A 15,559-nucleotide genomic window follows, 5' to 3' on the forward strand; every position below is an offset into this window, starting at 1 on the left:
CTTTTATATAAGATTAAATTAATAATAAGATTAGTTTATTACTATTTTTGATGTAGATATTGCTGATCCATCTTTAGCTTCTATTCTTATCAGGTAGATTCCAGATCCAAGATCTGTTTCAACTCTATGTAGGTTACCAATCTGAGCATCTTGTTTAAATACAACACGACCATTCATATCAAATATCGAAATCGCACTATCGCCAACATTTTGAGATGCTCTAATATTAAATACTCCTCTTGAAGGGTTTGGCGTTATACTGAAGATCCCTGCATTTACATCATCCACTCCTAATGTACAGTCTAGAGTTCCTGTTGGAGGTAAATCAAATGCTTCTGTTTGATCTGATCTACTTCCTGAAGTACCCTGATCTGCACTGAAACCAACACCTCTTCTTGCAAAAACTTCCCAAATCAAACATTTGTTCGCTGTACTATTTGGCAATAAATCTGCCGCTGCAAGAATCCCATCTCGACCATCCACAAAACCAGGACTACAAGATTGTAGTTTTAAACCATCAATGATTAATTGCATTGCCGTGTTATTACCCCCAGTACCATTATATAAATCTGAATCAAAACCATCTCTATCAATTAATGCCCAGGTTAAATCCCAAATAATTGAACCCCAAACAGATCCTACTCCATGAGGAACAGAAAAAGTCGATGCATCACTAATACTCCCGTATGTTACAGGATTGATATTCATATCATTACTGTAAGGAAAAGGTCTAATACCTCCTCCGGTTACAGGTTGTCCAATAGCATATGTTCCTATACCTCTTGCATCTGCACCAGTATCTCCTGCTTCGATAGTCATCATTAGTCCAAACCAATCAGACCAACCTTCTCCCATTTGTTCTTCTCCAGATAAACATCCAGAAGTTGCTGCCCCTCCAGATAAACGAGTAGATATCCCATGTCCATATTCATGGACTATAATACCATTATCAAAAGAACCATCTGCTTGTGCGATCCAATTTTCTGGTTGAATAGATGCTAAAGTAGCACTAACAGTCTCACTAGCCATCTGCGTTATAATAGCTTCTCCATCTGCTTGATTAATTCCTATAGTCGGTCTATTAGCAGGACCATTCCCAGCAGGAACAAAACCTCCTGGAGCATTATTTACAATTATAACGGCTAAGGCACCTGCTTGTTGGCATCGTATTACTTTATCTACAAAATTACACTCTCCTCTTCGAACAACTGCTATTTTCCCACTGATATCAGCTGCATTTGTCAAAGCACTACAGGCATCGTTAGGATCTGGAGTTGCATTGTCGTCTATCGCTAATACTAAATCCGCAGTAATTCCATCAGGTAATGTTGGAGGATCAGGAGTACCTGGATTAAAGGTGTTATCCGTAACTACATATTCTCCTGCTAATGTTGTATTATTTATTGTAAAAACTAATGTTTCAACATTCCATAGAAACATTTGCATTCTTGGGTTAAATCCATCTGGAGGAGTTCCGAAATTGGCATTATTGAAACCAGATCCATCTTGACCATCTGCTAATACTTCATCAGATTCTGATCCACCGTTTCCATAATTATTTACTTGAAAATTTCCTGAAGCTTCATCAAACCCATAATGATACCAAACATCATGAGTCACATTACTTACATAAAATAAGTTGGTTAACGAAGCATTTTGATATGTTGAAATTGTCGCAGTTGGATCAAATGGATAATCAAATACAAGATTAGCTCCACCATCAGGCTGACTTCCTGGAGCATCATTTCCATCCAAATCTTCAGCAGCTAAAACATTATTCCCTTGCGTCGTTGTAGCCTCTGCTCCAGCTACACCATTAGTATCGTGCCATCCAAAAGGAGATGCTGTAGCATCCTCTGTACCAGAAACTAATTGTCTACTCCCATGATTAGGGCTTTCTACAGCCGGAACAGGGTATACATTGTATACTGGATCCATTAACAAAGATGGGGTTTCTGATTTATACTCTAATAAAGAAGTATTATTTACTTTTCTTTTATTATTATGAGCATGTGTTCCAAATGAGCAACTTATTATCCAATCATTTTGGCTCTGTAAAGAACCATTATTAGCATCTATCCTAACACTATACCAGTTCTTTCCATCTTTGGTATGTATACTAAGATCCCAACATAACAATAACCTTCCCTCTTTTAGTTCATATACTAATTTTACAGGAATATCATCTGTAGAAATATTTCCTTTTGAGAAAATAAAAGAATTATTTTCTCCTTCTTTTTTACTAATCATTGCAACACCATTTGCCACTCCCAAATTTAATGCAATAGAAGCGCTGGTAATAGCATCTTCTGGAGACAAAGTAGTCGATGTTGTAGTAACTTTTGAAGAAATATTCTGTATGTATTTACCTGCATAGGAAACTACTTGACCATCTTTTAAGGCAAAACTACCTATTGCATTGCGGACAGGAATTCCTTGATACAATTGTTCTACATACATTGTAGTAACATTCATGCTTTTGGAAAAAGCTTGTGATTTAATGCTCAGATCATTTACATCCTTAGCATCCATTCCAGAATCTACTAGGTACTTCTGGATTACATCAATCTCTGAAGATTGTGCAAACGTTAGGTTAAGCCCCAACAGCACCATAAAAAGTTTGAGATAAAACTGTTTCATAATAATTATTTAATTGAGTTTGAGAAGTGTGATTGAAAAGGTGAAAATTCGAGTAAGCCCTTATTATTAGGATCGAAATTTCCCTTAAAAATTCACGGTTTTTTTAACAAAAATAACTAATAACGAACCATTTGCAACAAATTCTTCAATTATTTCACAGTTTTAATCCCTTAATTTTCTGAAACTTCAATAACGCATTACCGTCAGTAAGGCTAGCAACATAATTACTTATACTTATCAATCTATGATATAAATTTTCATTTTTATAATCAAAATTATCACCTTCTGCTTTTAAAATAAGCTTGTCATAGTTAGAGCTTTTATCTTTATTAAAATTTTCTGTAGCTTCACAATATCGATCTAATAATGTAGCTAAAATTTCATATCCAGCAATTTCTTTTTCTATTACTTCCTGGCTTTGGTATATCTTCGAAATGCTAATATTCAGGATATCATTAATCTGTGCCTGATATTTACTTTTATCTATTAAAGCTGTATCAAATTTACCTGATAGTATATCTTCTTCATACTTGATAAAAATACTTGCGGCCTCTTTAATCAATGTATTAATTGCAAGAGCTCTTAAGTAACTCAACCTATCAGAGGTAGTTGTAAGTTTATTATATTTTGAAGTATTAATTGTATCTTTTACTAATTTGATTAGGTACTCTAACGCGTACTCCTCTTCAATAAGTCCTAAATTGATTCCATCCTCAAAATCAATAATTGTATAACAAATATCATCTGCTGCTTCTACCAAAAAAGTAAGAGGGTGTCGATTATAGGTGATTTCGTTTTTAACTTTATTTTCTAATAAACCTATCTCTTCTGCAATTTCAAGAAAGAATGATTTTTCATTTTGAAAATATCCAAACTTTTTATGGGCAATATGCGGCGTAGGTTTCTTAGGCAAGGACTCTTTAGGATATTTCATAAAAGCTCCCAATGTAGCATACGATAACCTAAGCCCCCCTTCAATCCCTACACGAGATTCGGTAAGAATTTTAAACCCATTTGCATTTCCCTCAAAATCTATAAGATCCTGGTATTGTTTTGGTGTTAAATGATCCTGATATTGTTTTCCTTTACCTGTTTTAAAATACTCTCCAATCGCTTTTTCTCCAGAATGACCAAAAGGTGGATTACCTATATCATGAGCTAATGCGGCAGCTGCCACAATAGCACCAAAATCGTTAAAACGATATCCATGGATTTCTGAAAGATGTGGGTGTTTTTCTAAAATTTTCTTTCCTACCACTCTTCCTAATGAGCGTCCTACAACTGATACTTCAAGACTATGCGTCAACCGAGTATGTATAAAACTAGTTTTGGATAATGGGATCACCTGCGTTTTATCCTGAAGGCTTCTAAATGCTGAAGAGAATATAATTCTATCATAATCTACCTCAAAACCTAATCGCGTTTCATCTTGTTCTTTGCGTAGTCTTTTATTCTTATCTCCATATCGTTTTAACGATAGGAGTTGTTCCCAATTCATCATAAAAGTTATAATTCTAACATTTTTGAATCTCAATTAAAATTGAGATTAGTTACACCCATAGATTTTGTTGCAATCTAACTAAAAACTCAAGGTGTTACCAAAATAATAATAGTCCAAAGATAACACTATCAGATTATGTATGAAATGAATAATTATACCCAACCATAATGTATTGTATTTATATCTTAAATACCCCAATAGAAGGCCAAAAGGAAATATCCATATCAAGGATATAAAGGAAAAATGAACTAAGGAAAAAATAAAAGCTGTAAGTATTATAGTAACCTGAGGATTAGCAACCTTCTGTAACTGATTAAACAAAAATCCTCTAAAAGCCAATTCTTCAAAAATCGGTGGTGTAATTGCAATAAACAATATTGCCCAGAACAGCGAATTCGGATACTCCGCATATTCAGCATATATGTTATAAGATTCGTAAAAGAATTCTAAATTCACAAATTCCATCCCATAATAGACTATTAATCCAGTTATAAGGGGAGTAATAACAACTCCAAAGTAAATCCAAGGATTAATTCTAGGGAAATTATATAGCTTCAAAATATTCTTAAAATCCAATGATGCAAAACCTAGTATTATTATAGCTGAAATACTTTCAATAACAATCTCTTTAAAAAGTGAATTACCTTCTTTATAAATAAAGTAAGTTATAATCAAAAACACGAGTTCTGTAATATAGAAAGCTATAATAAGATTGGTATGATTATTTTCATCTTTTTGGGCTATTTTCTTAACGGGTGTGCCGCAATCAGGGCAGAAATTTGCTTCTTCAGATAAAGAAATACCACACGATTTACAAACCATATTCATTATTAACCTTTGTTATTTTGTGAAGCAGAATACACTCCTTTGACCAAGAAAGCAATAATTATAACCTTAAATATGATTCCACTAAAAATAGTAAAGGGATCTACGATAGCAAGAATAGCTATAATCGTTAAATATAGAAGAAGTCCAGATAATATTGCCGCAAATGGTTTTTGTTGTGACCAATAGGCTAATAATAAATATATTCCAGATACGATCGTTTGCACTATCAATTCTATCGTGTCCTGGGTTCTAAAGAAGAGAATCAATCCAAAAGCAAAGCTAAGCCCTGCCATCCAGTACAGTGTATTTCTAGCAGATTTAATTCTTTTTTCATCATCTTTAATCTGACTGTTTTTCATCACTCTATTGGCATGAAAAACTGCTTTTTCTTTTTCATTTCCGTTTTGGGGATACCCACAATTAGTACAAAATTTAGTTTCTAATGTCATTTCTGTACTACACTGTGAACAAGATACATTTTGGATCGTAATTTCTTCCATACAAGTTATTTAAGCCATATCAAATAGTACAAATTCTTAGGCTTCTGCATAATTGATATTCATTATAGTTTAAAGTATGTGTCTTAAGAGTTGATATTGTTACCTAGCATCCTTTTTTTTAACAAATATGAATCAACAAAAAAAGGGAAGTATCTTAACGAAAACTTCCCTTTTGCCCTATGTAAAAGTCTATACTTTTTTATTTTCCACACTTCTAAGTATAAACAGTAAATACATTCTAAAGTTCCCAACCTTCGTTGGTAACAATTTTTCTTATTGATTTTGATTCGTTATTACTCTCAAAATCAACAAATCATTAAGATCCACACATTAAACAATCATCTCCTTCTCCTTCTTTTGATTGCGCTATCAATGCTTTAAGTTCTTCTGGAGTCAATGAAGTACCTTCTGGAGAAACAGGTGCTGGTGCTGGTTTTGGATCAGCTTTTGTTGCCTGTGCTTCCATAACCTGTGCAGCTGCAACCGCTACTTTCTCTGGCTGTGGTTCTTCCTTCTTTTCACTTTTAAGAGTAAATTTAATTGCATCTACCGCAGATTTAGTTCTCAGGTAATACATTCCTGTTTTTAACCCACTTTTCCAGGCATAAAAATGCATTGATGTAAGTTTAGACATTGTAGCTCCTTCCATAAACAAGTTAAGTGATTGAGATTGATCAATAAAGTATCCTCTATGACGAGACATATCAATAATATCTTTCATACTCATCTCCCAAACAGTTCTATACAACTCTTTTAAATCCTGTGGAATAACATCTATATTTTGAATAGATCCGTTAGCACGCATAATAGCATCTTTTAGATCATCACTCCATAAGTTTAATTTTACTAAATCTTCTAATAGGTGTTTGTTTACTACAATAAACTCTCCAGACAATACTCTTCTGGTATAAATATTACTTGTATATGGCTCAAACGCTTCATTATTACCTAAAATCTGAGATGTAGATGCGGTAGGCATTGGTGCAACTAGCAAAGAATTACGCACTCCATTTTTAAGGACTTGCTTACGAAGTTTTGCCCAATCCCAACGACCACTCAATTCTTCATCTTTGATACCCCATAAGTTATACTGAAATTCTCCTTTGGATATTGGAGAACCATCATATGTTTTATATGGACCGTCTTTTTTAGCTTCTTCCATTGATGCTGTAACGGCTGCAAAATATAGTGTTTCAAAAATCTCCTGATTCAACTTCTTGGCCTCATCACTGGTAAATGGCATACGTAATTGAATAAAAGCATCCGCCAATCCCTGTACTCCTAATCCGATAGGACGATGACGTACATTAGAATTTTCTGCTTCTTTTACCGGATAATAATTACGGTCAATTACTTTATTAAGGTTTTTTGTTACTCGTTTTGTAATCTTGAATAGCTCTTTATGATCAAACTCTCCATTCTTTACAAACATTGGTAATGCGATAGATGCTAGGTTACAAACTGCGATTTCATCCGGACTTGTATACTCTAATATTTCAGTACATAAGTTAGATGAACGTATTGTTCCCAAATTTTGCTGATTTGATTTACGGTTGGCAGCATCTTTATACAACATATAAGGTGTACCTGTTTCGATTTGTGACTCTAGGATTTTTTCCCATAATTCACGGGCTTTAATCGTTCTACGTCCTTTACCTTCTGCTTCAAATCGTAAATATGCCTCTTCAAATTCTTCACTATGAATATCAAAAAGACCAGGACATTCATTAGGACACATCAATGTCCATTCTGCATCATCTTGTACACGCTTCATAAATAAATCCGGAATCCACATCGCGTAGAATAAATCACGTGCACGCATTTCTTCTTTACCATGATTCTTTTTAAGATCTAGGAAGTCAAAAATATCGGCATGCCAAGGTTCTACATATATAGCAAAAGATCCTTTACGTTTTCCTCCTCCTTGATCTACATATCGTGCTGTATCATTATACACTCTCAACATAGGAACAATCCCATTAGAAGTTCCATTAGTTCCTGCTATATATGATCCGGTAGCACGGATGTTATGAATAGACAACCCTATTCCTCCTGCTGACTGCGAAATTTTAGCAGTTTGTTTAAGTGTATCATAAATCCCATCAATACTATCATCTTTCATGGTTAATAAAAAGCAAGATGACATTTGAGGTTTTGGTGTACCAGAATTAAATAATGTAGGTGTAGCGTGTGTGAAATACTTTTTTGACATCAACTCATAAGTCTCAATAGCCGCATCCAAATCATTAAGATGTATACCAATAGAAACTCTCATCAACATATGTTGCGGACGTTCTGCTATTTTCCCATTAATCTTTAATAGGTAAGAACGTTCTAATGTTTTAAAACCAAAATAATCATAACCAAAATCGCGATTGTAGATGATTGTTGAATCTAGCTTTTCTTTATTAGCCATAATCACATCGTATACATCATCTGCAATTAATGGTGCTTTTTTTCCTGTTCTTGGATTAACATAGCCATATAAATCTGTAACAACTTCAGAAAAAGTTTTCTTTGTGTTTTTATGTAAATTAGAGACAGAGATGCGAGCTGCAAGTTTTGCATAATCAGGATGCGTGATTGTCATGGTAGCTGCAATTTCTGCTGCCAGATTATCCAATTCACTAGTAGTTACTCCATCATACAATCCTTCAATCACTCTCATTGCCACCTTTACAGGATCAACTAGTGGATTTAGTCCATAACACAACTTTCTTACCCTTGCGGTAATTTTGTCAAACATAATTGGCTCCTTACGCCCATCTCTTTTTACTACATACATACGATTTTTGGTTTTTTTGATTTCTTCTTCTGAAGAAAAGTGATGTTAATTTGTGTTCTTTTTTTATTTCCCCTGAAAGTCAAAAAATTACATTTTAGTCCAATCCCCAAAATTGGATACTATAAAGAAAACCTTAATCTTTATTGAGAAATAAGGATTTTCTAAAAGAAAAATATAATAGTTATTACTTTCGCCTTTATGCAAAGTTTTTCTTTATCTGAAAAACTTTATCAAACTGAGCTAATCTAATCAAACGGAAGTAACAGTTTTTGACTAGCTCAGAATGAATATATCATTATTTTGAGAGATTTTTAGGGGGATTAAAAATCCGCATCAAAGCTTATTTTATTGTCGTCTGTGTCCTTATTAAGAACACCTGCTTTTTGGTATTCTGAAACTCTTTTTTCAAAGAAGTTCGTTTTTCCTTGCAATGAGATCATATCCATAAAATCAAATGGATTAGCTGTCCCATATTCTTTTTCGCATTCTAATTCTACTAACAATCTATCTGTAACAAACTCCAAATACTGTGTCATTAGATTAGCATTCATCCCAATCAAACTTACCGGAAGAGATTCTGTAATAAATTCTCTTTCAATATTTAAAGCATCTACGATGATCGAACGAATTCTTTCTTTTGGCACTTTATTCACCAAATGTTTATTATGCAGATGTACAGCAAAATCACAATGTACACCTTCATCTCTAGATATTAATTCATTAGAAAAAGTAAGACCTGGCATTAAACCACGTTTTTTTAACCAAAAAATCGAGCAAAATGCGCCTGAAAAGAAAATTCCTTCTACTGCTGCGAATGCAATTAGTCGCTCTGCAAATGAATCAGATTCGATCCATTGTAACGCCCAATCCGCTTTTTTCTTGATTGCAGGAAAGTTTTCAATAGCTCTAAACAGTAAATCTTTTTCTTTTTCGTCTTTGACATATGTATCTATCAACAAAGAATAGGTTTCTGAATGTATATTCTCCATCATAATCTGGAAGCCGTAGAAAAATTTTGCTTCAGAATATTGTACTTCATTCACAAAGTTTTCTGCAAGGTTTTCATTTACGATTCCATCAGAAGCTGCAAAAAAAGCTAAAATATGTTTTACAAAATATCGCTCATCGTCTGTAAGTTTTGTAGACCAGTCAGTTAAATCTTGATGTAAATCAATTTCTTCAGCAGTCCAAAAACTAGCTTCAGATTTCTTATACCAATCCCAAATATCGTGATGTTTAATTGGAAAAATTACAAATCTGTCTTTATTTTCTTGTAGGATCGGTTCAACGGAACTCATGTTAATTTTTTTAGCGATTATCTTGTACTTTTTTACCTCTTGCTAGGGACTAACAAAGATCAAAAAATGAGACAAAAGTTTTACAAAAACTTAATAAACGTTTTCAACAAAGTTTTCAACATGAGGGTATTTCTCCCTCAAAAAACCTACTCTTCACTAATATAATAACACGCTGTTTATCAATTGTTTAAAATTATCACTACTCTTTGTTTTTTATTTTTACAAAATTCATCAAAAGCACTAATTCTACACTTATTAACAGCATTTTACACCCTTCAAAAACGGATGTTTTATCGCTTTAAAAAATTACGGATAAACCGTAATTTACATTTGTTGATTTTAACATTTAAAACAGAAAAAAATCACTTTTAAAAGTGATTTTTTTCTTATGTATTTATTTTTCCTATTTATATTTAATTTTCAATAAAGTTTATTTATATCTTTTTAAACTCTACTCTTCTATTCTTTGCTTTTGTATCTGGTTCATTTTCTAATGCGATAGGTTCTTCTTCCCCTTTTCCTTCTGTCATAAGCCTAGAAGAGTTAATTTGAAATTGATTCACAAAAATTTGTTTTACTGCTTCTGCCCTTTTTTCTGACAGCTCCTGATTAAATGATTTACCTCCTTCTGAATCTGTATGCCCTGTTATCATAACTTTTATTTCTGGGTTCTCTTTTAAAATTGACGCTATCTTCTTTATGGTACCATATGATTCTGATTTAACTTTGGTTTTAGCAGTATCAAACGTAATACCATAGGTAATTAATTTACCCTCTGTAATAAGTTTATTCCTTATATCAGGTTTTCCTACTGAATATCTAATATTCGCCAAATAATAATATGTATCATCTGTTGTTACCTGAGAGAAGAATCTCAAATTATTCACAGCTACTCCACGCTCAAAAGCTCTGGGGATATCAAAAACCTTTTTTTCATCAACATAAACTCGTACTCGCTGTTTTTGTTTCCAAATAGATACATGCATTTTATTTCCTCGTCCATTATTACTCTTATCTATTTGTGGGATTTTTTTATCAGATCTCATATTCAATTTGCGATCTTTGGTATATTTAAATACTTCTACTCCACCACCTCCACTGTTTCCTCCTTCTATTGAAAAATAAAACCCATTGTTTCCAGGAGAAATTTTTGTCAACTCATATCCAGCATTTTCAATATCAGAAAAAATAACTACTAAATCTCTCTTAAACGCATATTCAGAAACATCATAATCATATATCACATCATACTCTAAGGTAAAATTTTCAGGAAATTCTTCAATAAATTCTGGCACAAAGGCTCCTTCTCCTCTTCCTATTTGAAGCCATCTTCCCTCAGCATTGCTTAAAGTGACTATTTCTGCTGAATTTGAAGAATTCCATCTACCCGGTAGATCCCCCACTTCGTCCTGACTAAAATCTTCAAAAGCAATCACTTTTTCTCCAGGAACAAAATCAAACTTAGAGTATACTTTGAATATTGATGAGCTGTTCTCCTTTTCTTGATCAATTTTGGTACTATCGTTGTTTTCTTTGTTAGAAAAAACCTCTTCATTTTCAACTCCTTCTTCTTGTTTTTTACCTGATTTTTTCTCAATTACATCCTCAATTGTTTTATCTGTTTTTTTTGAAACTTTTTCCTTAGTCTTTTTAAGTATTGCTTTCTCTGCAGCTTTTTCTGCAGTTTTTGTTACTTTTTTCCAAAATTGAGCCTGTACAGTATTCATTCCTGTCATAAAAAAAGCTACTAAAACAACCCCAATAATTACTCTGTGTGTTTTCATGATATGATTCTTTGGTTTTATCCTTTGTGTGCTTTCATTAAAAAAGGTTAACTTTAAACCATAAATCTGACATATTATCCTTAACCAGATATCAGGTTATTAAGTATGAAGGAAGAACTCTTAACGTTAAAAAAAAGTCACAATCGAGCATTAGAAAAGATGTACACCAAATATCGTGAGTCTTTCTTGCAGTTTGCCAAAAAATATGATCTCGATAATGACGCTCTCATTGACATTTACCAAGAAGCTTTTATAGCTCTGAGAGAACACGCCATTAATGGAAAATTAGATGACCTCAAAAGTTCTATTAAAACGTATCTCTTTAGTATTGGCAAGTATATGATCTATGATCAACTAAAAAAGAATAATAAAACTGTTTCTTTAGATAACCATGTCGATCTTAAAGAAAACCCTGATGCTATTGAAGTTTTTAAAGAACCTGAATTGACTCCAGAACAGCAATTATTAAGACAGCATTTTAAAAACCTAGGAAAACGATGCCAGGAGATGTTAACCCTGTTCTATTACAGAGGACTAACTATTGACGAAATTACTGAAAGCCTTGGTTATGAAAATAAAAACGTGGTAAAAAGTCAGAAGTCTCGTTGTTTAAAATCCCTAAAAGAACTAATCAAAACCCCCGTTTAGCATGGAACGAGAAGAGCTTATTGACAGGCATCTACGCGGAGTACTCACTCAAAGCGAAAAAGAAGATTTTGATAATCTTCTTAAAAGTGATGCTGACTTCAGAAACGATGTTGAAATATTAAAAAATCTTACTATAGTATCAGGAGTTGAAAACAGAAAGGAATTAAAAAATACTCTTACTGATTTTGAATCCAAAATAACTTCTAAAGGAACCAAAGTAGTACCCTTATTTGCATCTTCTAGATTTTGGTTGACGGCAGCTTCAATTTTATTAATTATTGCCATAGGCACTTTTGCTTTATTAAATCCTTTTGCTACAAATACTGAAGCATTATTTGCCGAAAATTTTGAGCCTTATCGCAATGTTATTACTCCAATAGTGCGTGGAGAAAACAATGACACTCCTGAAGCTATTGCGTTTATATCTTATGAAAGTAAAAACTACGAAAAAGCTTCTTCTCAATTCAACGAATTATTTAAAAACACTAAAAGACCTTATTTTTTATTATACCAGGCAAATTCTTTACTTGCTTCTGGAGATACAAAAAAAGCAATCCCACTATTAAAACAACATATAGAATTAAACGATCAATTATCCACAAGAAGTAAGTGGTATCTTGCATTAGCTTATCTAAAAGATGGGCAAAAGAAAAATGCTATCTCCTTACTGGAGCAAATAGTAGCATTAGAATCTTTTAAAAAGGGTTCTGCCGAAGCTTTATTAAAAAAACTACATTAGTTAGGCTTTGCTACGTTTTATTAAAATAATCAAGAGTATAGGCAAGAGTAACAATGCCCACCATAATCTTGAACTTTGTTTTTCTAAAGGTGTCATATCTCCAGAAATCACAAAACCTGCCCAATAATATGGATGTTTTAATAATGGCTCTTCTATAGTATTAAGGTAATTAAGTTTTGCTTCTCGTAATGCCTTATCTTTTGAAAGATTATCTCCTAGATTTTTATAGAAATCACTCATTAGTTCAGCAGTGGTTTGATCGTTAACTTTCCATAAAGTCGTGAGTAAAGATCTCGCTCCTGCATAATTAAATCCTCTTGCGAGACTTAACATTCCTTCTCCAGCTTGCAGCTTACCTAATCCTGTTTGACAAGCACTAAGAGTTACTAGATCGGCATCAATGGTATATCCATATAAATCTTTTACGTATAAAAGATTAGGTTGATTATTATGATCAGGAGTAAAAGCGAGATATGAATAATCTGGATTTTTATCATTAGCTGCAGCGTGCGTAGCAAAATGCAAAATCGTATAATCATAAGCACTATCAATAAATGATTGTATAGAAGCGTCTGCTCCTGTTATTGCTTTACCATCAAAATAATTCATAATATTTTCTACCTCTTTTGTATTATAAATAAGAGGTCCAAAATCTGATCGTTCAGAAGCCGATTGACCAACATCTCCAAAATGAGGCGCATACGCCAATAAATTACTTTTACGAGAGGCTAACCTATTTTTTTGTTCTTTAAGTATTGTTGCCGAATTAGCATAACTGATTTGATAATCTTGTATAAGATACTCTGGCTGATCCAGTGATTTTGATAAAGCTTCAAATGGAAGATAATTCAGTACACCATCTTTTAAAACAACGAACCTATTGACATCCATTTCTTTAATTGGTTCATTAAGAATCTTTTGATAAATAGAGTTCCCTGATTTATAAATTTCTTTAATTTGATTTGATTTCAGTGTTGAAATATCTTCATAAAAAGATACGATGGTATTTTGAATCTTTTTATCAAATGGTATCCTATAAAAGGCGTTAGCATTCTTTTGCACCGTTACAATATATAGGTTATCATTTGCAGTAAAATAACTTATCAAACCTGTATCTTCTCTTAATATATCTTGAGTTTCTTGAAGTGTTATTACCTCATCATTATATTTAAGATTATAGTATTCAGGATAGTTTTGTTCAATCTCTTTAATAAAATCATAATACCCATTCTTCAAAGCAAAAAGTGAATCAGAGACGGTTTTATTTCCTCCTCTACGATACAATTTCTTTTCCTGATGAATAATTTTTGCCCTGTATTGTTGTTCTTTGGTCAATACATCTTCTGAAACACCTCCAAAAAAATTAGCCTGTGCATTTCGGGTTGCTTCAAGAAGCAATACACTTTTACTTTTTTCAATAAATCGAAAAGCATCTTCTACATATTTCTGATCTTTTGTTTTTTCATACAAATCATAAGCCACCTCAACCATACCATGAAATGCTGGATACATCTCTGAAATCAAAAATTGTTTATCTACTTTACTCTCAAATTCTGGTTTAAGCAGATCTAATGTTTCTATAATATTAGATGATGTATTATGAGCTGTCTTAAGATATTCTAACTTTTTTTCTGCTTTAAAAGCTTTTTGTAAAACTGCTAGTTTTTGTTTTAACGTTTTAATTAATTCTAATTTTGAGAACACTTCTCTGGGATTCGGGTTTTTCTCTAAACTATCATCGTCAAACGTATTAGACAATTGCTGCAAAGCCAACTGATAATATTTTAAACTTTTATCAAATTGCTTCTGCTTCAGGAAGAGTTCTCCATATCGTGAATAAGCAACTGTAACATCTTGATGTTTTTGATTATTTCTATAGTGTTTTATTTTGGTTAAGTATGACTCATAATACGTTTCTGCTTTTTGATATTGCTGATCTTTAAGGTATATATCTCCATATAATAAATCCGCAGACCGTTCAAATGCATCTCCTGATAAATAATACGCTTCACTTTCTTTGAGTATTGTAATTGCTTGTAATGTACTGTCCTGAAGAAGGTAGTTTTTAGCTAATCTCTGATGAACAGAAAGTAAGCTATTTTTTGATCTCGGGTTATCCTTTTGTGTTATATAATATGATAAGGCATCTGTTAAAAGCTCATTTGCTTTCACATAATTCTCTTCATTTTCATAAATCCTTGCAAAACGCATTTTAACTCCCGCTATTCTTCCTTCAGAGTTTTCTATCGGGTAGGTAGATGCTATATCCAGGTTTTTTTCATAAATATCTTTAGCCAATTGATTCTTATACAACAACTCATTAATTGATGCTAAATAGTTATATGTACTAAAAAGAAGTGTTCGATCTTCTACACTAAGTTCATCTAGTTTTTCTTTGGAAAGAATTTTTGCTAATTTTTCATAAATATCTTTTGAGGTAGTATAATTTTTTGTTTTAAAATTATAATTCCCATTCTGAAACAGAAAATTTTTTCTAAACTCATTTTTTCTTTGAAGGGTATCAAAACTTTTAACATTGGTTATGACTGAATCTATCTTATCAAGGTTTCTCTTAAACATTTCTAAATCATAATGATATCCTGCTGCTTGTACTAAATAAAATTTGATTACCATAGAGAAGCTTACATCTTTTTCTTCATTAGCTATTGCAGTGGCTTTATCAAAATAATATTGCAAACTATCTTTATTGGTGTATAAAAAGCTACTCCCTTTTTGAAAATAAGACATTAAATCATCTTGTTTTTCTTGAGAAAACCCTGAAAAACTTAGTATAAAAAACAGGTAAATAATACGTTTAAACATAAAAAAGCCCTCT

General features: G+C 32.5%; 10 protein-coding genes. 2 read left to right on the forward strand and 8 right to left on the reverse strand.

What is annotated here, in order from left to right; translation table 11 throughout:
• Positions 1 to 30: 30 nt before the first annotated feature.
• The 7 genes from U0D62_RS14670 to U0D62_RS14700 all read right to left on the reverse strand — a co-directional run bounded on the left by U0D62_RS14670 (position 31) and on the right by U0D62_RS14700 (position 11,336).
• Positions 31 to 2,640, reverse strand: coding sequence for a T9SS-dependent M36 family metallopeptidase (locus U0D62_RS14670; RefSeq protein WP_322288058.1), 2,610 nt, complete (start codon positions 2,638 to 2,640; stop codon positions 31 to 33).
• 154 nt (positions 2,641 to 2,794) lie between these two features.
• Positions 2,795 to 4,138 carry a deoxyguanosinetriphosphate triphosphohydrolase gene (locus tag U0D62_RS14675; RefSeq protein ID WP_322288407.1) on the reverse strand — a complete coding sequence of 448 codons (1,344 nt, stop codon included), beginning with the start codon at positions 4,136 to 4,138 and terminating at the stop codon, positions 2,795 to 2,797.
• Between the two features lie 81 nt (positions 4,139 to 4,219).
• Positions 4,220 to 4,969 carry a CPBP family intramembrane glutamic endopeptidase gene (locus tag U0D62_RS14680; RefSeq protein WP_322288059.1) on the reverse strand — a complete coding sequence of 250 codons (750 nt, stop codon included), beginning with the start codon at positions 4,967 to 4,969 and terminating at the stop codon, positions 4,220 to 4,222.
• 2 nt (positions 4,970 to 4,971) lie between these two features.
• Positions 4,972 to 5,469, reverse strand: coding sequence for a zinc ribbon domain-containing protein (locus tag U0D62_RS14685; protein WP_322288060.1), 498 nt, complete (start codon positions 5,467 to 5,469; stop codon positions 4,972 to 4,974).
• A 316-nt stretch (positions 5,470 to 5,785) separates the two neighbouring features.
• Complete coding sequence (locus U0D62_RS14690; protein ID WP_322288061.1) at positions 5,786 to 8,254, reverse strand: ribonucleoside-diphosphate reductase subunit alpha; 2,469 nt, start codon at positions 8,252 to 8,254, stop codon at positions 5,786 to 5,788.
• Positions 8,255 to 8,574: 320 nt separating this feature from the next.
• Positions 8,575 to 9,552, reverse strand: coding sequence for a ribonucleotide-diphosphate reductase subunit beta (locus U0D62_RS14695; RefSeq protein ID WP_322288062.1), 978 nt, complete (start codon positions 9,550 to 9,552; stop codon positions 8,575 to 8,577).
• A 434-nt stretch (positions 9,553 to 9,986) separates the two neighbouring features.
• Positions 9,987 to 11,336: an OmpA family protein gene (locus U0D62_RS14700; protein ID WP_322288063.1), complete on the reverse strand. Its 1,350-nt coding sequence runs from the start codon at positions 11,334 to 11,336 to the stop codon at positions 9,987 to 9,989.
• A 105-nt stretch (positions 11,337 to 11,441) separates the two neighbouring features.
• Between U0D62_RS14700 and U0D62_RS14705 the strand changes: the two genes are divergently transcribed.
• Both U0D62_RS14705 and U0D62_RS14710 read left to right on the forward strand, forming a co-directional pair.
• A complete protein-coding gene (locus tag U0D62_RS14705; RefSeq protein ID WP_322288064.1) occupies positions 11,442 to 11,984 on the forward strand; it encodes an RNA polymerase sigma factor in 543 nt (180 codons plus the stop codon).
• 1 nt (position 11,985) lies between these two features.
• A complete protein-coding gene (locus U0D62_RS14710; RefSeq protein WP_322288065.1) occupies positions 11,986 to 12,723 on the forward strand; it encodes a tetratricopeptide repeat protein in 738 nt (245 codons plus the stop codon).
• On the opposite strand, the gene U0D62_RS14715 is transcribed toward U0D62_RS14710, so the two are convergent.
• Positions 12,724 to 15,546 (reverse strand): CHAT domain-containing protein, encoded by a 2,823-nt coding sequence (locus U0D62_RS14715; protein ID WP_322288066.1) that lies wholly within the window; start codon positions 15,544 to 15,546, stop codon positions 12,724 to 12,726.
• Between the last annotated feature and the right edge of the window lie 13 nt (positions 15,547 to 15,559).

The sequence above is a fragment of the Aquimarina callyspongiae genome (assembly GCF_034322225.1).
Classification (GTDB): Bacteria; Bacteroidota; Bacteroidia; order Flavobacteriales; family Flavobacteriaceae; genus Aquimarina.